This window comes from Microbacterium resistens (assembly GCF_031456305.1).
GTDB classification, from domain to species: domain Bacteria; phylum Actinomycetota; class Actinomycetes; order Actinomycetales; family Microbacteriaceae; genus Microbacterium; species Microbacterium resistens_A.
In genome coordinates this window covers 36,772-55,567 of record NZ_JAVDUM010000003.1, presented here as the reverse complement: position 1 = coordinate 55,567, position 18,796 = coordinate 36,772, and the positions used below count along the sequence as shown (strand labels likewise).

The window sequence follows — 18,796 nt, the reverse complement described above, 5'->3', positions numbered from 1 at the left end:
AGTCTTGACGATAGTTCGCTCATTTCGCATCAATTTCACGTATAAGAAACTGGATTCTTTCGCTATGATCAAGGAATGGCCACGCCAGGACTAGAGCTCACGACCCTCGGACACCGCATCCGCCATCACCGCACCCAGCGCGGGATGACCCTCGACGAACTGGGAGCGGCCGTCGGCGTCGCCGGCTCCCAGCTCAGCCTGATCGAGAACGGCAAGCGCGAGCCCAAGCTCTCCCTGCTGCAGGCGATCGCCGAGGCGACAGGCACACAGGTCTCCGACCTCATCTCGAACGAGCCGCCCAATCGCCGGGCGGCGCTGGAGATCGAGCTGGACCGCGTCCAGCGCAGCCCCGTGTTCCGCCAGCTCGGGATCGCGCCCGTGCGGATCTCCAAGAGCATGTCCGACGAGACGATCGAGTCCGTCCTGGGACTGCACCGCGAGCTGCATCGACGCGAACGCGAGGCGATCGCCACTCCGGAGGAGGCCCGCCGCGCCAACACCGAGCTGCGCCTGCGGATGCGCGAGCAGCACCATCACCTCCCCGAGATCGAGAAGCTCGCGGAGAAGCAGCTCAAGGCCGCTGGGCACTCCTCGGGCGCGCTCACGCACCGCACGGTGAGCATCATGGCCGAGCAGCTGGGCTTCGAGCTGCTCTACGTCGACGACCTCCCCCACTCCACGCGGTCGGTGACGGATCTGGAGAACGGGCGGATCTACCTGCCCCCGGCCTCCATCCCCGGCGGCCACGGCCTGCGCTCGATGGCGTTGCAGGCGATGGCCCATCGGCTGCTCGGGCACACCCCTCCCACCGACTACGCCGACTTCCTCCAGCAGCGTCTGGAGATCAACTACTTCGCCGCCTGCTGCCTCATCCCCGAGACCGCCGGCGTCGCGTTCCTGCAGCAGGCCAAGAAGGACCGCAACCTCGCCGTGGAGGACTTCCGCGACGCCTTCGGAGTCACGCACGAGGCGGCGGGCATGCGGATGACCAACCTCATGACGGTGCACCTCGACATGCATCTGCACTTCCTGCGCGTGGACGAGAGCGGAGCCGTCATGCGCGTCTACGAGAACGACGACCTGCCGTTGCCGATGGACGTCACCGGCGCGGTGGAGGGACAGCGGGTGTGCCGCCACTTCTCCGCTCGCGCCGCGTTCACCGAGCACAACCGCACCACCGAGCACTACCAGTACACGGACACGCCATCGGGGACCTACTGGTGCTCGACGCAGACGGGGTCCTCCAGCGACGGCGGCTACTCGATCACCGTGGGAGTCCCGTTCGACGATGCCCGGTGGTGGCGCGGCAGGGAGACCTCCCACCGGGCGACCTCCACCTGTCCCGACGAGTCGTGCTGCCGGCGTCCTCCCGCCGAGATCACCCATCGATGGAACGGGAAGGCCTGGCCGAGCGCGCGGGTGCACACGCACATGTTCTCCCCGCTCCCCCGCGGCGCCTTCCCCGGCGTGGACGACAACGAGGTGTACTCGTTCCTCGACCGCCACGCCGTCGAGTAGGCCACCCGGGTCGGTGGAGTGCCGGGGTAGGTGGGTCGGCGGGTCGGTCGGGTCAGTGGGCCGGCGGGCCGCAACCCGGATGCATGGAGATACCCCAACCGGCGGGAAAATGACCGGCGATTCACCCGCCATCCGAGCAGACTCCCGCCATCCGGACTGTCCCGCCATCTCTGCATCCAGGCTGTCCCTGTGGACCACCACCACCCGCCCCCAACCAGAAGCCCGGATGCATGGAGATCCCCCATCCGGCGGGAGAACGCACGGCGATTCGCCCGCCATCCGGGCAGACTCCGGCCATCCGGATCGTCCCGCCGTCCGGTCATGCTTCCGGCATCCGGACCATCCCTGCGGACCACCGCCCGCCCCTAATCAGCAACCCGGATGCGTGAAGATCCCCCGGATGGCGGGTGGATACCCGGCGATCCACCCGCCATCCGAGCAGACTCCCGCCATCCGAACCATCCCGCCATCCGAACCCATCCCGGCACCCGGGCAGACACCCGCCATCCGGGCAGACTCCCGCCATCCGGACCATCCCGCCATGCGGACCGGTTCGCGGAGGGGATCAGGCCAGGAAGTCGGCGTAGCGGCGGAGGGCCGCGGACACGGCGGCCGAATCGACTCCGAGAACGGCCGGATCGATCTCCTCGCCGAAGAGCTCGGCCGTCGGCTCCTCACGATGGCGCCCCACGGCCGCGGAATGCGTCCATGCGCCGACGATCCGGCCGCCCGCCACGAGACTCGCGCGCACCATGCCGTTCTTCCCCGGCCCGATCCGCGCGGCGGCGTCGGCCGAGGCGACCGGGCTGCGATCGGCGTAGGAGATGTAGTACTCGTCGAACATCGGCAGTGCACGGATCTCGGCATCGTCCGCACCGCGAGCCCGCCGGGGCGCGGACAACGCCATGAACACCCCCGGACCCACCTCGCGCACACGACCCGCCGCACGCTCCGCGGCCTCCCTGGCGACGCTCACCGGGAGACCCGTCCACCAGGCGAAATCGGTGACGCCGGCCGGCCCGTGCCCGTCGAGGTAACGGATGAAGAACTCGGCGAGCGGATCGTCGGGCGACGGCGACTCCGGAACGTGCTCGTCGGCGAGGACGAACAGCTGCTCACGGGACACCGCGTCCGGACGACGGACGACCGGCCCCTGCACGAGCACGCCCCGGAGCGACAGCGCGCAGAGGAGGTGGACCCCGCGCTGACCCGTGGGATCGATCCCCAGCCCCTCGATGTCCGCGAAGAGCTGCGTCCTGGTCCGCCCGCCATCGGCCAGGACCTCTCGCAGCCGACGTTCGACGCGGCCGAGCATCTCGGAGTCGATCCCGAGCTCGCGGTGCCGCGCGGCCGCCTGGCGCAGCTGCCGCTCCGCCGTGATCGACAGCACCCAGCGGAGATCGGACGCGGGGACGATGTGGAGCGTCCCCCGCATCGTCCAGGTCCGCACCAGGTCGCCGCGGGCGAAGGCGCGATCGACGCCGCGCAGGGTCGCCGCGGACGAGCGCGCCCCCAGCGCCCAGCGTCCGGCGACGAAGTCCTGGCTCTGCACGGCGAGCATGTGCCGCGCGGCATCGACCGGCGTGCGCGCCGGCGCCGTGAGACGGTGGGCGCGAAGCCTCTCGGACAGCAGCGCGGTCGGCGTCATGTGCTCATTCTGCCCGGCGCCTCCGACATCCCCGTCCCCCGCGCTCGGATTCACCCCGACCGCACCGCGAGACGGCATCTGCCGATCGAGACAGCATCAAAATCGCGCAGTCTCGTGACGCAGATGCAGTCTCGCGGAGGACGTGCGGCCCCGGGATCAGCCCGGGATCAGCCGGGATCAGCCCGAGGTCTGGAGGGTGACCTCGCGTCGGGTCGGGATGACCACCGGGTGCGACCCCGCCATCGTCTCGATCACGCGGACGACCTGGCAGGAGTAGCCGTACTCGTTGTCGTACCAGACGTAGAGCACGACGTCGTGGTCGTTCGCGATGGTGGCGAGGCCGTCGACGATCCCGGCGCGGTGCGAGCCGACGAAGTCCGTCGAGACCACCTCGGGGGACTCGATGTAGTCGATCTGCTGACGCAGCTTGGAGTGCAGCGAGACCCGGCGGAGGTAGTCGTTGATCTCGTCCTTGGCGGCGGGGCGCTCCAGCGTCAGGTGCAGCACGGCCAGCGAGACGTCCGGGGTGGGGACGCGGATCGCCGAGCCGGTGAGCTTTCCGGCGAGCTCCGGCAGCGCGCGGGCGACGGCCTTGGCGGCCCCCGTCTCGGTGATCACCATGTTCAGCACCGCGGAACGGCCACGTCGGTCGCCGCTGTGGAAGTTGTCGATGAGGTTCTGGTCGTTCGTGAACGAGTGCACGGTCTCGACGTGCCCGCGCACGATCCCGTAGGCCTCGTCCACGGCCTTCAGGACCGGGGTGATCGCGTTGGTCGTGCACGAGGCGGCGGAGAGGATGCGGTCGCCGGCCTCGATCGTGTCGTGGTTGATCCCGTGCACGATGTTCTTCAGCTCGCCCTTGCCGGGAGCGGTGAGCAGCACTCGGGCGACTCCCGGGGACTCGAGGTGGCGGCGAAGCCCCGCCTCGTCCCGCCATCGGCCGGTGTTGTCGACGACGATCGCGTCGTGGATGCCGAAGGCGGTGTAGTCGACCGTGGCGGGGTCGTCGGAGTAGATCACCTGGATCCGCGTGCCGTTGGCGATGATCTGCTCCGCCTGCTCGTCGACGTCGACGGATCCGGCGAAGCGTCCGTGCACCGAGTCGCGCAGCAGGAGCGAGGCCCGCTTGACGAGATCGTTCTCGGAGCCGCGGCGCACGACGACGGCGCGCAGCCGCAGACCGCTCCCGCCGCCGGTGTGCGCGATGAGGATGCGGGCGAGCAGGCGACCGATCCGACCGAAGCCGTAGAGCACGACGTCGGTGGGCTCGGCCTGGTCGACCGAGCCGTCGAGCGCGGGGGCGAGCTCCCGTCGGAGGTAGTCGGTCAGGTCCTCTCCGCTCTCGGCCGCGCCGGCGGCGAGGCGCGCCACATCGAGCGAGGAGGACGACGGCGAGAGGTCGCGGAGCGCCTCGAGGACCGCGAGGGTGTCTTCGAGGGATGCCTCCCCGTGGCCCAGCGCGGCGATCCGTTCGTGGACCTCGAGCAGGCCGGTCGTGGAGAGCCCGAGCAGGCGGTGCCCGTGCAGCGAGGTCACCACGTCCCGATCCCTCTTCAGGCGGCCGATGAGCGGGATCATCCGCTCGGCCAGCTCTTCTCGTGCGTTCCAGTCGTCGCGGTGTGCCGCGAAATCGTTCATCTGCGTCCTTGCATGCGATTCGTGCGCCGCGGGGGATGTCGGCGCGGGTGGATGGCGGGCGGATCGGCCCACGACAAGGGTACGGTCACCCGTGCACAGGTGCACGACCGCGGCACACCTGCACGATGGATCGGGCGGAAACGTCGTGCAGGTGGGTGCGGATCGTGCATCCGTGACGGGACCGGGACGGGACGGGAGGCCCGGGACGGGGTCCGGACCGGACCGGATGGGACGGGGTCCGGACCGGACTGGACGGCAGACGGGCCGGGGTCAGGCCTCGGCGACGAAGTCCAGGGCGGCGCGACGGAACTCCGGTGTGTGGAGGGCCGAGAGATGGTCGCCGGGCACACGGATCACACGGGAGTCCGGGATCGCGGCGGCGAGGACGTCGATGCCGGCGACCAGCGGATCCTCCACGCCGCCGAGAAGCAGGGTCGGCTGCGTCGGCGCCGCGACCGCCGGATCGAAGGGCTCGGACGCGAGACCGTCGGCGAGGTCGAGGAGATCCGCCGATCGATTCCCGGGGAGGGTGATCATGTGCAGGATCATGCCGGTGAGCGGATCGGACGGGGCGGGCCCGCCCGTCAGCGCCCGACGGGCCGCCCCGCGATCGACGACCGTGAACGGCTCGCGGAGGCTGAGTCCGCCGAGCACGACCCGCCGCACCGTTACCGTGCGATCCGAGGCCAGCGCCCAGGCGAGTCGCGCGCCGAGCGAATACCCGACGACGTCCACCTCCTCCCCGCCCGCGGCCTCGGCGAGGAGCCGGACGACCGCGCTCGTGGGCAGGGGCCCCAGCGCCGGACTGCCGCCGTGCCCGGGGAGATCGACGAGGATGCTCCCCCTCCCCGCCTCGGCGAGGGGCGCCGCCCATTCGGCGTCCGGCCAGTCCAGGCGGCCGCGCGACGCGAAGCCGTGCACGAACAGCACAGGACGCCCGGCGCCCTCGCGCCGACGGACGGACAGCCCGGTGCCGGACAAGACGCTCACCGCCCGCTCACCTCCCGCTCACCTCCCGACGATCGCCCGGGGCGGCGAGGACCGCTCCGCGCAGACGCGCCAGGAACCGGTCGATGTAGGACCGGTAGCCGGCGATCCGCTCGCCGTCGGGGTACATCAGGTTGACCACCGTCGCCCCCACGGCCGCGGTGATGTACTCGTCGGCCATGGCCTCGAAGTCCTGCTCCGGGACCGCCCCCTCGTCACGGGCCGCCTCCATCCGCTCGATCAGGGAGGACCGCCAGGAGCGGAGGTGTCCGCGGTACAGCTCGGCGAGCGCGTCGTGCGACATCGCGTGCTCCCAGAGGGCGAGCAGCACCCGGCCCGCGGCGATCTGCTCGGTATCGCGCGGGATGGTCGCCTCCAGGAACCCCCGCAACGCCCCCTCCGCCGTGGTCGAGGCAGCGTCGGGCGGCGCGACTCCTTCGGAGATCCGGGCGAGCATCGTCTCGAACGTCGCCGCGACGATGCTCTCCTTGCCGGGGAAGTAGTGCTTGAGCGCCCCGTTCGCGAAGCCGGCCTCCGCGGCGATGCTGCGCATGGTGGCCGCCTCGAACCCGCCCTTGAGGATGATCCGCGTCGCCACGTCGACGATCTCCCTGCGCCGGCGATCGTGATCGATGCTCCTCGGCATGTCTTCCCTCCCCGCCTCGACAGCCTCCTCCGCCATCCAAGGCCTCGCGCCTCGACGGTGCGGGCACGGGATCGCGTGAGCAGGCTGTCTGCAACCGTACTCGCGCGGACGCCCCGCCCTCACGCGTGCCCCGCCCACATCGCCACCAGGCCGATGGACATCGCGATCGGCTCCAGGCCCAGCAGCACGTCCGACAGCCGATCCTGGAGCCGGGCTCGCCTGCCCGGAGGGCTCCGGCGCGCACGTCCGGAACGGTGCTCGACGGCCGCCCAGACCACCATGGCGAGGACGGCGATCCCCGTGAGCGCCGACAGCTGCGGGATCCCGTGGCCGACATGGGCGGTCGCGTGCCCGCCGCCGCGCACGGGCAGGGCGGCGAGCGCGCAGGCCGCCATGACGACCCCGCCGACCGCGCGGTGGCAGCAGGCGACCGCCGCCGGGTGCCCCCGAAGACCCGCGGTGCCGACCATCGCGGAGAGGATCCAGCCTGCGGCGACCAGGACCGTGAACCCCTCCCCCAGGCCGTCCTCCCCCAGGCCGTCCTCCCCCAGGCCTGTCTCTCCCAGGCCTGTGGAGAGGACGATCATCCCCGCAGCCATCGCGACCGCCGCCTGCCTCCCCTGCCAGGGCACCGTCCGCCCCGCGAGCAGGCAGCACACGGCGGCCGTGATCGCCGAGGCGAGCATCAGCCACATCGCTGCGGGGTGGGCGTGCACCATGCGAGAACTATATTGATCAATCGCTCAATAAAACCATCCCCGAACCGGCCGATGCCCGGAGCCGGCTCCCACCCGACCGGACCGATGCGAGAGGATGGCTGCATGCCCCGAGTCGTCGATCACGACGAGCGCCGCAGGGAGATCGCCGCGGCGCTCCTCGCCGTCGCCGCGCGCGACGGGCACGAGAACGTCTCCTCCCGGGCCGTCGCGAGGGAGCTGGGCGTCGCCACCGGCTCCCTGTGGCACTACTACGACAACTTCGACGACGTGGTCCGCGCCGCCGCCGCCGAGGTGACGCACCGCACGGACGAGCGGATCCGCGCCGCGACCACCGGGCTCCGGGGCCTCGCCCGCCTGCAGGCCCTGATGCGCGAGGTCCTGCCCGTCGACGAGGTGACCAGGACCGAGGCGCGGGTCGTCGTGGGCTTCTGGGGCCGCCTCGCCTCGCTGGCCCCGGTCGCCGGCGCGACGATACCGACGATCGCGCCCTGGCAGTCCGGGATCTCCACCGCCCTCGACGAGGCGGTCGCCGACGGGGAGCTGCGCGCGAACACGCCCACGGCGGATCTGCTCACGCTCCTGCGCGCCCTCACCTACGGCCAGCAGGTCGTGGAGGTCGCCGAGCCCGCATCCGCGACGGATCATCTGCGCGCGCTCTCCGCCGTCCTCGCCCCCTGGCGCGCATAACCGCACCGACCCCAGACCACCACGCCGGCTTCCGCCCCTTGCCGAACGCCGTGGGCGGGCGTACCATCGTCGCAATCCGTTTATTGAGCAGTTGCTCGAAATAGTGAGGTCGACGATGTCCCACCCCGCGCCGCAGCCCGTCACGATCGATGAGGTCGCCGTCCCGCACCCCCTGGACCCGCTCACCGGCCCGGAGATCGCCGCCGCCCGAACGATCCTGGAGGAGGCGGGCCTCCTCGGCGAGAGCGTCCGCGTGCCGATGCTGCTCCCGGACGAGCCGACCAAGGCCGAGCTCGCCCGCTGGACGCCCGGGGATCCGATCGACCGCCGCGTGGACGCGACGCTCCTCGACGTCGCCACGGGGGTCGCGACGGAGGTGATCGTCTCGATCACGCACGGGGAGGTCAGAAGCGCCGACCGCGTGCCCAACGACGCCCCGCCCTACGGGCAGCCGCAGTACCTGTTCGAGGAGTACGAGCGGGCGGAGGCCATCGCGAAGGCGTCGCCGGAGTGGCAGGCCGCCATGACCCGGCGCGGGCTGGACGCGCATCGTGCCCTCGCCTTCTGCTCGCCGCTGGCGCCCGGGTACACCGGCCGCCAGGACGAGGCCGGTCGCCGCATCCTCCGGTCCCTCACCTTCCTGCGGTACAACGAGCACGACTCCCCCTGGGCGCACCCCGTGGAGGGGCTCATCGTCCACATCGACCTCACCGAGAACCGCGTGATCCGCGTCGAGGACCACGGCGACGTCCCGGTCCCCGCCGGCCACGGCAACTACTACCCCGAGGCGCAGGGCGAGGCGCGGACGTCCCTAAGGCCGATCGAGATCACGCAGCCCGCGGGGCCGAGCTTCTCCGTCTCCGGCGCGCGCGTCGAGTGGGAGGGCTGGTCGATGCGCGTGGGGTTCAACGCCCGCGAGGGCCTCGTTCTCCACGACGTCGCCTTCCGGGGGCGCTCGATCCTCAGCCGTGCGAGCGTGCCCGAGATGGTGGTGCCCTACGGCGACACCGCGCCCGGCCGGTTCTGGATCAGCTACTTCGACGCCGGCGAGTACCTCCTCGGCAAGAACGCCAACCACCTCGCGCTCGGGTGCGACTGCCTCGGCGTCATCCGCTACCTCGACGGGTACGTCGCCGATGACCACGGCAATCCCGTGCGCATCCCGAACGTCGTCTGCATGCACGAGGAGGACGACGGTATCCTCTGGAAGCACACCGACCTGTCCGGGCGGTCCGACGTGCGCCGTGCCCGCCGCTTCGTCGTGTCCTACTTCTCCACGATCGGGAACTACGACTACGGCTTCTACTGGTCCTTCGGCCTGGACGGATCGATCGCGCTCGAGGCGAAGGCCACCGGAATCGTCTTCGCGGGCGCCGGAGAGCCGGGCGTCCGCCAGCGGCATGCGACCGAGCTCGCCCCCGGAGTCTTCGCCCCCGTGCACCAGCACCTCTTCTGCGCCCGTCTTGACGTGGCGGTGGACGGCGAGGACAACCGGCTCGTCGAGGTCGACGCCGAGCGCATCCCGATGGGTCCGGAGAACCCGTTCGGCAACGCCTTCGGCTGGACCGAGAGGACGCTGCGGAGCGAGTCGGAGGCCCAGCGCGACGCCGACTCCTCGGTCGCCCGGGTCTGGGAGGTCCAGAGCGCATCGCGCGTCAACGCGGTCGGACGCCCCACGGCGTACCAGCTCATCCCCCAGCCCACAGCCCTGCTGATGGCGGACCCGGCCTCCTCGGTGTCCGCACGGGCGACGTTCGCGACACGACATCTCTGGGCCACGGCGCACGAGGACGGGCAGATCTGGCCCGCCGGACGCTACCCGAACGCGCACCAGGGCGGATCGGGGCTGCCGGAGTACGCGGCCGGCGACCGCCCGCTCGACGGCGAGGACATCGTCCTCTGGCACACCTTCGGCCTCACGCACTTCCCCCGTCCGGAGGATTGGCCGATCATGCCCGTCGACCGTGCCGGATTCACGTTCCGCCCGTACGGGTTCCTCGACGAGAACCCGGCGATGGACGTGCCGGAGTCGGCGCAGGCGCACGCCGTGGCAGGTTCTGCGGGTTCGCCGGGCGCTGCGGGTTCATCGGGCGCTGCCGGTTCATGCTGCGGAGGCGGCGACGCCTGCCGCTGCGGACACTGACCCGAGCGGCGGACGGCGGACCGCAGACGCCAGAGCGCGGACCACAGCCGTCAGAGCGCGGACGGCAGACGGCAGAGCGCGGACCGTGGACGTCGGCGCGCGGACGGTCAGCCCAGCGCGACGATCGCCTCGCGCAGGATGCCGCCGGACTCCGTGAGCGCCGCCCGCGCCGCCTCGGTCTCGGCACCGGAGATCAGCAGCAGGAGGGCGAGCTTGACCGACCCGTCGGAGCGCCGCAGCGCATCGACGGCGTCCTCCACCGGCGCGCCGGTGAGCTGCATGATGGTGCGGACCGAGCGCGCGCGCAGCTTCTCGTTGGTCGCGCGCAGGTCCACCATCACGCCGCGGTAGGTCTTGCCGAGCTTGACCATCGCGAGGGTGGAGAGCATGTTCACGACGAGCTTCTGCGCGGTCCCGGACTTCAGGCGCGTCGAGCCGGTGACGAACTCGGGGCCGACCTCCACGTCGATCGCGATGTCCGCGGCCGCGCCGATCGCCGACGGCGCGTTCGCTGCGACGGCGACGGTCAGCGCACCGGCCTCGCGGGCGGCGGCGAGCCCGCCGAGCACGTACGGCGTGCGCCCGGAGGCCGAGATCCCGACCACCGTGTCCTCCGCACGGACACCCAGCGCGCGCAGCTCGGCCGCGGCGGCCCGGTCATCGTCCTCGGCGTTCTCCACGGCGGAGCGGATGGCGGTGTCCCCGCCGGCGATGATCCCGACCACCTGGGACGGGTCGGTGCCGAAGGTCGGAGGGCACTCGGATGCGTCGAGTACCCCGATGCGACCGGCGGTGCCCGCCCCGAGGTAGATCAGCCGTCCCCCGCGCCGGAAGCGCTCGGCGATGCCGTCGACGGCCTCGGCGATCTGCGGCGCCCTGGCGGCGACGGCCGCGGGCACCCTCGCGTCCTCGGCGTTCATCAGCTGCACGAGCTCGACGGTGGGGAGGAGATCCAGGTCGCCGCGGTCGGTGTCGGCGGTCTCGGTGGCAAGGCCCGAGAGCTCGTCGATGAGCCCTTGGAGGCGGGCGGCGTCATCCAGCACGGTGCACGAACCTTTCATGGAGGGGGGTCCGGCCCTCGGCGATCATCGCCGCGCCGGTGAGAGCGTCGCCCACCGAGGGGCGCACGTCGAGGCCGAGTCCGGCGAGCGCGGCGGAGACCGCCGCCCGGTAGCCGGCGTGGTCGAGGAGCCCGCCGTGCAGGGCGACGGCGGCAAGGGTGCCGGACGCGGCCGCCGCGGTGGAGGCGAGCAGGCTCGCCCCCTCGTCCCGGATCGCGACCGATGCCGCATCACCGGTGTCGGCGAGGTCCAGCACGAGCGGAGCGGCCGTCGCGAGCCGCCGCGCGAGGGGCTCGTCGCCGGCCAGCCAGGTGATCGGCGTGCGCCCGTCTCCGATGAGTGCGGCGAGGGCCGCGGTCAGCGCGGTCGAGGGGCCGAGCCCGTCCCTGGCGCGCAGGACCGCGCGCACGGCCTCCCGGCCGAGCCACGATCCGCCGCCGAGGTCGCCGAGGTCCGGGCCCCAGCCATCAGCCTGTCGGGCCCCGTGCTCGTCGATCCCGAACGCCACGGCGCCGGTCCCGGCGATGAGGAGGGTTCCCGCCTCTCCCGCGAGCGCTCCGGCGTGCGCGGTGACGACGTCGGAGGCCACGGCCGTCTCCGCCCTCGCCCCTGCTCCCGTCTCCGCGGAGAAAAGCTTCGCGGAGAGGAGCTCGGCAAGCCGCAGGGAGGACGCGGCGTCGGCGAGGGCACCGGCCGCCCCCACCCCGATACGCAGCCGGACGGACTGAAGGCCGGCAGGACCGGAATCGGACGCGGCGAGCACGACGAGCGCGTCGCGCAGCAGGGGCATGATCGCGCCCACGGCCTGTTCCACGCCGCCGACGGCCGCGAGCCCCGGAGTGCCGGGGCCGTCGCGGAGGATCCGGATGTCGCCGGCCTCGACGGACAGCCGACAGCGTGACTTCCCGAGGTCGACGGCCACGGTCGCCGAATCGATCATGGAAACAATCTACACAACTGACGTGATAGCTGAAAGAATGTTTCAGATGAGCATCCTGACCACGATCGACTCCTCGGCGGACACGCTGCCCCCGTCGCTGGCGCGGATCGCCACGGCGGTCCGCGAGAGGCCGTCGCTGACCGTCGAGATGACCATCACCGCCCTCGCCGCGCACTGCGGGTCCTCGGTCGCCTCGGTGGTGCGGTTCTGCCACGCGATCGGCCTCAGCGGCTATGGCGAGCTGCGCCGCACCCTCGCCGCGGAGCTCGGCCGGGAGTCCGCGCAGTTCTCCGCCGCGGGCGACTACGGATCGGACATCGGCGCCGACGACTCCCTCCGCGAAGCCGTCGACAAGCTCGCCGCCCTGGAGCGTCTCGCGATCGAGGAGACGATCGCCCGTCTCGACGACGCGGTGCTGGAGCGGGTGGTAGACGCGGTGGACGCCGCGGACCGGCTGCTCCTCTACGGCATCGGCGCAAGCCGGTACGTCGCCGCCGATCTCGGCCACAAGCTCCTCCGCATCGGCCGGAACGCCATCGTCCTCTCCGACCCGCACGAGGCGCTCGCATCCGCCGCGGTCCCCTCGGCCCGGACCGCGGCGATCGCCTTCTCGCACTCCGGGACCACCGCCGAGACGGTGCGCTTCATCGAGGCCGCGCGCGAGACGGGAGCAGCCACCATCGGCGTGACCTCCGCCCCGTCCTCGTCCCTCGCCCGACTCGCCGACCACGCGCTCTTCACGCACGCGAGGGAGTCCGCCTTCCGCGCCGGGGCGATGGTGAGCCGGATCGCGCAGCTCGCGATCGTCGACGCGATCTTCATCGGAGCCGCCCAGCGCCGCCACGACGAGACGATCGTCGCCCTCAAGCGATCCCGCGACGCCACCCGCCCCCTGCACGACGCCTGACCCGACCCCGACGGCGTGCTCTCATCGCACCGGGATCGTCGGAAAATGGCAGGAGACCACCCGGCCTGGTGCAATGTCGCGCGGCACCGGGACCTCCTCGGCGCATCGCGCCTCCGCCCGGGGGCAGCGGGTGCGGAACACGCAACCGCTCGGCCTGGCGAAGGGGCTCGGCACGTCCCCGCTCAGCACGATCCGCTCCCGTCGGTCGCCGATAGTGGGCGACGGGACCGCGGAGAGCAGCGCCTGCGAGTACGGATGGGCCTGGGCCGCGAAGAACTCCGTGGCAGGAGCCGACTCCACCGTGCGTCCCATGTACATCACGACCACCCGGTCCGAGAGATAGCGGACCGCGCTCATGCTGTGCGAGATGAAGAGATAGGCGATCCCCAGACGCTCCTGGAGGTCATGGAGCAGGTTCATCACCTGCACCTGCACGGAGACGTCGAGGGCGGACACCGCCTCGTCCAGCACGATCAGATCGGGCTCGGTGGCGATCGCCCTCGCGATCCCGACCCGCTGACGCTGCCCACCGGAGAGCTGGTGAGGGTAGCGGTCCGCCATCGCTGAGGGGAGACCGACCAGGTCGAGGCATTCCTCGACGCGTCGCGCGATCTCCGAGCGCCCTCGCCCGCCGATCGACCGTAACGGCTCCGCGATGCTCTGCCTGATCGCCATGCGAGGATCGAGCTGCGAACGGGGGTTCTGCATCACCATCTGCATCCGGGCGCGCTGTCGCCGAAGCTCCGCCGCGGACATGGTCCGGATGTCGTCGCCACCGAGCAGGACCCGCCCCGCGGTCGGCTCGACGAGACGGAGCACCGACAGCCCCGTGGTGCTCTTGCCGCACCCCGACTCGCCGACGAGCGCGACGGTCTCGCCCCGCGCGACGTCGAAGGAGACGTCGTCCACGGCGCGGAAGGTCCTGCCCCGTCCGGGCGCCGCATACTCCTTGCGCAGTCCCTCGACGCGCAGGAGCAGATCCGTATCAGTCATCGTCCGCTCCGATCACCCAGCAAGCCGCGTCTGAGCGGCCTGGTCCTCCAGCGAGCACCGGGACCTCGACCGCGCAACGATCGATCGCCACCGGGCACCGCGGATGGAACCGGCAGCCCGTCGGCATCAGGTCCAGCGTCGGGACGCTCCCCGCGAGAGAGGGGAGTCGCCGCCATTCGCCCTCGATCGGCGGAAGCGATGCGAAGAGCGCCTTCGTGTACGGGTGTCTGGGGGCAGTGAAGACCTCACCCACCGTCCCCGACTCGACGATCCTCCCCGCGTACATGACGTTCACCCGATCGCAGTTCTGAGCAACGACGCCGAGATCGTGGGTGACCAGGAGCAATCCCATGCCGAGGTCCCGACAGAGAGTCTTCAGCAGGTCCAGCACCTGCGCCTGGATCGTGACGTCGAGGGCGGTGGTCGGCTCGTCCGCGATGAGAAGCCTCGGTCTGCCTGCGAGGGCGATCGCGATCATGATCCGCTGACACATCCCACCGGACAGCTCATGGGGATACTGTCGGAGCCGCTGAGCGGGCTCCGTGATCCCGACCTGATCGAGCAGCCGGATCGCCGCGGCACGCCGCTCGGCCCGCGGGGCGCCCCGCATCCCCCGCAGCGCCTCGAACAGCTGGGTCTGCACGGTCAGCACCGGATTCAACGACGACATCGGCTCCTGGAAGATGACGGCGGCGGCGGTGCCACGCACCTCCCGCAGTCGTCTAGGGCTCATCCGGACGACATCCTCGCCGGCGAGCCGGATGTCCCCATCGACCTGAAGCGAGTCGGCGAGCAGTCGCAGCGTCGCCATCGAAGTGAGGCTCTTGCCGCTTCCGGACTCCCCGACGAGACCCACCGTCTCACCGGCACGGATCTCGAAGGAGACGCCGTCGACGAGAGGCGTCTCCTTCCCTCTGGCACGTACCGTGAGACGCTCGACCTCGAGCACCACGCCTTCCTGATCCATCGTCATCCTCCCTTCGCTCCTGTGCACACCCGGTCCAGTGCCCGCCCACGGGCGACTGCGTCGACGCCGCAGGTGCCATCGGCCACGTCGCGGGGTATCTGCTCGACGGGGATGCCCGCGATCTCGGTCCGACCGGCGGCTGCTCCACCGATCGCGATGACCCGGTGGATGTCGAGTCGGCCGCACACCTTCTCCAGGACCCGGACATCGGCCTCAGGGACAGAGGACAACATCCTGGTACCGACCGCCCACCAGCCCTGCGCGACGCGCACGGTGAACCAGTCGTCGTCCACGACGGGCGGTCGCCCCGCGCCGAGCAGACGGGCCACGGTCGTAGTACCGATCGAGAGGCAGACCGCGTCCCATCCGACGGCTCCTGCCGAGAGACTCGCCGCAGGCCCGTCGCCGAGCCCGCAGAGCACCGGGATCCCCGGAGAGAGAACACATCGCGCGGCCGCCTCATTCGTGAGGAGACCCACCACTTCCCCGGGCTGATGCACTGCCGGCATCCGACCCTCGGGGATCGCGAGCGTCGCAAGGGCATCCCCCGACCACGCGTCGGCCGCGATGTCGTAAAGACCCGTGGCGCAGGCCGAGGCCGGATCGGTCATCCAGCGCCCGGTCATCCGTTCGAGGACGAACTCTTTGACGCCACCGATGAATCCCGCCCGATCACGGATGGCGGGGGCGACGCCGAGGAGCGCGTCGGCCGTGCTCCCCTGCCCGCTGGCCACCCCGGATCGCCGGGTGTCCATGACTCCGACGGTCCGGCGCACGTCGACCCCGGGCACGAGGGGTCCGAGCGGCCGGCGGTCGTCGTCCAGGAGACACAGTCCGGCCATCTGCGCGGCGACAACGATCGCCTCGGGCTCGATCCCGGCGCTGAGCTGGCGAATCGTCTCGGTCACCACCGTCCAGACGGCGTCGTGATCGCCGGACCGCGGATACGGCAGGCTGCTTCGGGCGTGCACGGTCCCCGCCCCGTCGCGCACCGCGCCCTTCACCATCGTCGACCCGATGTCCAGCGCGCAAATCACCCCGTCGGTCATGACGCTGCCTCGGCGGCCTCGATGACTCCGACCGCGGCGGCAACCCGCTCCGGATCGAGGAGATCCGTGCCCGGCACCTTCACCGAGCTGTAGAGGTGGGGCATGATCCGCTGCGCACCTCCCCCGATCGAAACCCGGAGCACGGCACCGAGGTTCTCCGGCGTGAGACCGCCCGTGGCCTCGACCATGAATCCCGCGGGGGCCGCGGCATCGACCAGCGCCGCGTAGTCGTCGAGGCGCGTCAGTCCCGACATCGGGAAGAACTTCACCGAATCGACCCCGATGTCCTTCAGAAGCGCCACCGCGAGCTCGACCGGCAGCGGATGAGGCCGGAGCTTCTCGCTGTGGATGCCTGTCCCGATGACCACCCGCCCCGGCGCATCCCCCGGGCGCACGAGAGCGTTGACGATGGTCTCCGCCCCTACCGCCCGCAACGCTCCGCGAGAGTACCCGGCCGCGGGGAAGACCTGGTTGAGATGGAACGGACGGGTCTCGACGGCGAGCCCGTGCGCACGCTCCCACTGGTCGGCAGCCCCGTCGCCGAGCCCCGCGGAGATGAGCACACCGGCCTTGTGCATGCCCCGAACGACCGTCGCCGCCGTTGCCACATCCGCGAAGCCCTTCATCGGCACCCCGACGACGATGCGGCCCGGATGTGCCTCGCTCACCGCACGGGCGCCCTCGACATCGTTCGTCTGGACGTTGAGCAAGATCCGTGGGGACGCCATCAGCTCTCCTCTCCGGTGAGGAGGCGCCGAAGCGCCCTGCCGACCTCGCGCGCATCTTCATCCGTCAGCTCTCGCGGATCGACAGCGATCCGACCGCGGGCGGCCTCGTGGTTGCGCGTGCGGATCGACGGCGACCCCATCTCCAGGACGTCGCCCAGCTCGCGGGCGGTCAGATGTGCGTCATCGGAGGGCTCGATCACGAGCCGTGGGATCGGTCGGGTCGGGTCGAGCACGACCTCGAAGCGGGCCCTCAGCCCGTCTCCGGCCGCCTCGACCACCGACGCGAGCCGGGCATGCAGCTCCTCCGGATCCGGGGGGACTCGGAGATACTCCTCGACCGCGGCGAGCACGCCGGCGATCGTCTCCTTCCCGACCTTCATCGCCCTCCCGATACCCACCTCCTGCGCAGCGCAGGAGGCGACCAGCACCGACTTCCCGGCGACGACGCCGGCCGTCGGCCCGCCGATCGCCTTGTGCCCGCTGAAGCACACGAGGTCGGCCCCGGACCCCGCATACCCACGGAGATCGGTCTCCGCGGCCGCATCCACGATGACCGGAACGCCCGCTGCGTGGGCGATCGCGATGCTCTCCTCGAGAGACACCTCGGATTCGGCCATCACATGATGGCTCACGACGTGCAGGACCGCGGCGGTGTCGGCATCGATCGCCTCCGCCAGATGGGCGGGGGTGCAGCGGTTCGCGCTTCCCACCTCAACCGGCAGCCCGCCGCCGAGCCGGACCATCTGGGTGATCGGCGCCCCGAAGTGCACCGCGTGCGCGTTCTGCAGCAGCACCCTGCGCCGGGTCGTGCCCGGCACAGGGACGCTCTCGATCGCGGACAGGTCCCGGCCCACGACCACGGCGGCCACCGCGAGCGCGATGCCGGAGGCCGCCGAGGAAACGACCTGCGCCGACTCCGCGCCGATGAGCTCGGCGATCCTGGCCCCGGCGGCGTGCTTGAGCCTTGCCATCTCGACCGGCTCGACAGCGGCGGCGGACATCGCAGCGACAACCCCCGGCGACAGGGTCGCGCTGCCGAGATAGGTCATCTTCCCGGCGGCGTTCACGACTCTCGGGAGCCCGAGGTCTGCCCAGTGCCCGGCGGTCATCCTTTGTTCCACCCTCCGAGGTGCATCTCGACCGCCGTGGCGACGAGCTCCACGAGCGCGCGCGTTCCGACAGGGGGGAGCCCGTCGTTGTTCGCTGTGACGTAGGCGGTGAGGCCGTCGATCGCTCCGGCGTCGGCCAGGCGATCGGTGATCCGCTGAAGGTCGACCGTGCGCAGCAGCTCGGGCCTCCCGTGCAGCGCGGCGAGCGCCGCACCGACGCCGAGTGCTCCGAAGTTCGAGACCGATCCGACTACGAGGTGATCGACCGTCGTCGCCGGGGAGATTCGGTCACCATGGGGCAGGAGCCGGCGGACGGCCTCGGCGATGTTCCCCATGCCCAGCTCATTGCCACCGTCGCCGATGCCGACTGTGAGAATGTCTCGCGCCGTCGCGCTGCGGACCAGGGCGTCAGCTTTTGCGACCAGGGACGAGGGGACGAGCCGCGCCGTCACGTTGTGATACTCACCGTCCGCATTCGCCCCCGGCATCTCGATCGCGATGATCGCCGCCGGGTCGAGACGATCCAGCAGTTCCTCCGCCTCGGCGAGCGCGCGTTCCGGGTCCGTCGTGAGAGGCTGGACCGCCGCGACCGCCGCACGGTGTGCACCGCTCTTGCTCCGCAGCGCCGTGTCCACATCGGCGAGGATGAGACCGGCGCCCCGGAGCGCCGCCTCGGCGAACGACTCCAGCCCGGGGGCGACGACCAGGATCGGCACGAGGCCGAGGGTCTGCTCCAGGAAGCGGGCGAGGTAGGCGGCGCCGGCAGGCCCGTCCGTCTCGGTCAGTCCCTCCATCAGCCAGGACCTGGACGGCCATCCGGTGCAGATCAGCACCGCTCTGCCCTCTTCGGCCCTCGCGCTGAGCGCGCGCGCCGCTGCCATCGTCAGCGAGGTGGTACCTTCCCCGACGCACGCCGCCTCATATAGACCCGGCAGGACGCCGCGCGCAGTGATGTCGTTCGCGACGAGTCGGTCGAGCACCTCGCCCACCGCATCGTGTCGCGGGTCCTGTTCCCAGTCGTCCTGTTGCACGGCGATCTCCTTCTGCGTAGCCACT

17 protein-coding genes are annotated in these 18,796 nt (G+C 71.4%); 4 read left to right on the top strand and 13 right to left on the bottom strand.

What is annotated here, in order from left to right:
- Nucleotides 1-75: 75 nt before the first annotated feature.
- Nucleotides 76-1,518 (top strand): helix-turn-helix domain-containing protein, encoded by a 1,443-nt coding sequence (locus tag J2Y69_RS04145; protein WP_310017867.1) that lies wholly within the window; start codon nt 76-78, stop codon nt 1,516-1,518.
- Nucleotides 1,519-2,083: 565 nt separating this feature from the next.
- Here J2Y69_RS04145 and J2Y69_RS04140 read toward each other — a convergent pair.
- The 5 genes from J2Y69_RS04140 to J2Y69_RS04120 form a co-directional block, all read right to left on the bottom strand.
- Nucleotides 2,084-3,166 (bottom strand): winged helix DNA-binding domain-containing protein, encoded by a 1,083-nt coding sequence (locus J2Y69_RS04140; RefSeq protein ID WP_310017865.1) that lies wholly within the window; start codon nt 3,164-3,166, stop codon nt 2,084-2,086.
- Between the two features lie 177 nt (nt 3,167-3,343).
- Nucleotides 3,344-4,804, bottom strand: coding sequence for a glyceraldehyde-3-phosphate dehydrogenase (locus tag J2Y69_RS04135; protein ID WP_310017863.1), 1,461 nt, complete (start codon nt 4,802-4,804; stop codon nt 3,344-3,346).
- Between the two features lie 270 nt (nt 4,805-5,074).
- Nucleotides 5,075-5,794 (bottom strand): alpha/beta fold hydrolase, encoded by a 720-nt coding sequence (locus tag J2Y69_RS04130; protein ID WP_310017861.1) that lies wholly within the window; start codon nt 5,792-5,794, stop codon nt 5,075-5,077.
- A 7-nt stretch (nt 5,795-5,801) separates the two neighbouring features.
- On the bottom strand, nt 5,802-6,437 hold the full coding sequence (locus tag J2Y69_RS04125) for a TetR/AcrR family transcriptional regulator (protein WP_310017859.1): 636 nt from the start codon (nt 6,435-6,437) through the stop codon (nt 5,802-5,804).
- Between the two features lie 119 nt (nt 6,438-6,556).
- Entirely contained in the window at nt 6,557-7,156 is a 600-nt protein-coding gene (locus tag J2Y69_RS04120) for a hypothetical protein (protein ID WP_310017858.1), read from the bottom strand.
- Between the two features lie 102 nt (nt 7,157-7,258).
- On the opposite strand from J2Y69_RS04120, the gene J2Y69_RS04115 reads away from it, so the two are divergent.
- Nucleotides 7,259-7,843: a TetR/AcrR family transcriptional regulator gene (locus J2Y69_RS04115; protein WP_310017856.1), complete on the top strand. Its 585-nt coding sequence runs from the start codon at nt 7,259-7,261 to the stop codon at nt 7,841-7,843.
- A gap of 115 nt (nt 7,844-7,958) precedes the next feature.
- Nucleotides 7,959-9,986, top strand: coding sequence for a primary-amine oxidase (locus J2Y69_RS04110; RefSeq protein ID WP_310017854.1), 2,028 nt, complete (start codon nt 7,959-7,961; stop codon nt 9,984-9,986).
- Nucleotides 9,987-10,093: 107 nt separating this feature from the next.
- Here the strand turns inward: J2Y69_RS04110 and murQ are convergent, their stop codons facing one another.
- Nucleotides 10,094-11,029 (bottom strand): N-acetylmuramic acid 6-phosphate etherase, encoded by a 936-nt coding sequence (gene murQ / locus J2Y69_RS04105; protein ID WP_310017852.1) that lies wholly within the window; start codon nt 11,027-11,029, stop codon nt 10,094-10,096.
- Nucleotides 11,019-11,987 (bottom strand): BadF/BadG/BcrA/BcrD ATPase family protein, encoded by a 969-nt coding sequence (locus J2Y69_RS04100; RefSeq protein ID WP_310017851.1) that lies wholly within the window; start codon nt 11,985-11,987, stop codon nt 11,019-11,021. Before J2Y69_RS04100 ends, murQ begins: the two co-directional genes overlap by 11 nt.
- Before the next feature lie 46 nt (nt 11,988-12,033).
- Between J2Y69_RS04100 and J2Y69_RS04095 the strand changes: the two genes are divergently transcribed.
- Nucleotides 12,034-12,894: a MurR/RpiR family transcriptional regulator gene (locus J2Y69_RS04095; RefSeq protein ID WP_310017850.1), complete on the top strand. Its 861-nt coding sequence runs from the start codon at nt 12,034-12,036 to the stop codon at nt 12,892-12,894.
- 21 nt (nt 12,895-12,915) lie between these two features.
- Here the strand turns inward: J2Y69_RS04095 and J2Y69_RS04090 are convergent, their stop codons facing one another.
- Genes J2Y69_RS04090 through J2Y69_RS04065 form a run of 6 tightly spaced genes read right to left on the bottom strand, consistent with a single transcriptional unit; the run spans nt 12,916 to nt 18,795 of the window.
- Nucleotides 12,916-13,887, bottom strand: a complete 972-nt coding sequence (locus J2Y69_RS04090; RefSeq protein ID WP_310017847.1) for an ABC transporter ATP-binding protein — start codon at nt 13,885-13,887, stop codon at nt 12,916-12,918.
- Entirely contained in the window at nt 13,880-14,854 is a 975-nt protein-coding gene (locus J2Y69_RS04085; protein ID WP_310017845.1) for an ABC transporter ATP-binding protein, read from the bottom strand. The genes J2Y69_RS04090 and J2Y69_RS04085 overlap by 8 nt, the downstream gene beginning before the upstream one ends.
- 2 nt (nt 14,855-14,856) lie before the next feature.
- Nucleotides 14,857-15,903, bottom strand: a complete 1,047-nt coding sequence (locus J2Y69_RS04080; protein ID WP_310017843.1) for an FGGY family carbohydrate kinase — start codon at nt 15,901-15,903, stop codon at nt 14,857-14,859.
- Nucleotides 15,900-16,631, bottom strand: coding sequence for a KDGP aldolase (locus tag J2Y69_RS04075; RefSeq protein ID WP_310017840.1), 732 nt, complete (start codon nt 16,629-16,631; stop codon nt 15,900-15,902). Before J2Y69_RS04075 ends, J2Y69_RS04080 begins: the two co-directional genes overlap by 4 nt.
- Nucleotides 16,631-17,740, bottom strand: coding sequence for an aminotransferase class V-fold PLP-dependent enzyme (locus J2Y69_RS04070; RefSeq protein ID WP_310017838.1), 1,110 nt, complete (start codon nt 17,738-17,740; stop codon nt 16,631-16,633). Before J2Y69_RS04070 ends, J2Y69_RS04075 begins: the two co-directional genes overlap by 1 nt.
- Entirely contained in the window at nt 17,737-18,795 is a 1,059-nt protein-coding gene (locus tag J2Y69_RS04065) for a glutamate cyclase domain-containing protein (protein WP_310017836.1), read from the bottom strand. The genes J2Y69_RS04070 and J2Y69_RS04065 overlap by 4 nt, the downstream gene beginning before the upstream one ends.
- Nucleotide 18,796: the final 1 nt, after the last annotated feature.

Bases quoted from the DNA above. Each gene is read 5' to 3' on its own strand.
- J2Y69_RS04145 (WP_310017867.1), top strand. From the start codon at position 76: ATGGCCACGCCAGGACTAGAGCTCACGACCCTCGGACACCGCATCCGC.
- J2Y69_RS04140 (WP_310017865.1), bottom strand. From the start codon at position 3,166: ATGACGCCGACCGCGCTGCTGTCCGAGAGGCTTCGCGCCCACCGTCTC.
- J2Y69_RS04135 (WP_310017863.1), bottom strand. From the start codon at position 4,804: ATGAACGATTTCGCGGCACACCGCGACGACTGGAACGCACGAGAAGAG.
- J2Y69_RS04125 (WP_310017859.1), bottom strand. From the start codon at position 6,437: ATGCCGAGGAGCATCGATCACGATCGCCGGCGCAGGGAGATCGTCGAC.
- J2Y69_RS04120 (WP_310017858.1), bottom strand. From the start codon at position 7,156: ATGGTGCACGCCCACCCCGCAGCGATGTGGCTGATGCTCGCCTCGGCG.
- J2Y69_RS04115 (WP_310017856.1), top strand. From the start codon at position 7,259: ATGCCCCGAGTCGTCGATCACGACGAGCGCCGCAGGGAGATCGCCGCG.
- J2Y69_RS04110 (WP_310017854.1), top strand. From the start codon at position 7,959: ATGTCCCACCCCGCGCCGCAGCCCGTCACGATCGATGAGGTCGCCGTC.
- J2Y69_RS04100 (WP_310017851.1), bottom strand. From the start codon at position 11,987: ATGATCGATTCGGCGACCGTGGCCGTCGACCTCGGGAAGTCACGCTGT.
- J2Y69_RS04095 (WP_310017850.1), top strand. From the start codon at position 12,034: ATGAGCATCCTGACCACGATCGACTCCTCGGCGGACACGCTGCCCCCG.
- J2Y69_RS04090 (WP_310017847.1), bottom strand. From the start codon at position 13,887: ATGACTGATACGGATCTGCTCCTGCGCGTCGAGGGACTGCGCAAGGAG.
- J2Y69_RS04085 (WP_310017845.1), bottom strand. From the start codon at position 14,854: ATGGATCAGGAAGGCGTGGTGCTCGAGGTCGAGCGTCTCACGGTACGT.
- J2Y69_RS04080 (WP_310017843.1), bottom strand. From the start codon at position 15,903: ATGACCGACGGGGTGATTTGCGCGCTGGACATCGGGTCGACGATGGTG.
- J2Y69_RS04075 (WP_310017840.1), bottom strand. From the start codon at position 16,631: ATGGCGTCCCCACGGATCTTGCTCAACGTCCAGACGAACGATGTCGAG.
- J2Y69_RS04070 (WP_310017838.1), bottom strand. From the start codon at position 17,740: ATGACCGCCGGGCACTGGGCAGACCTCGGGCTCCCGAGAGTCGTGAAC.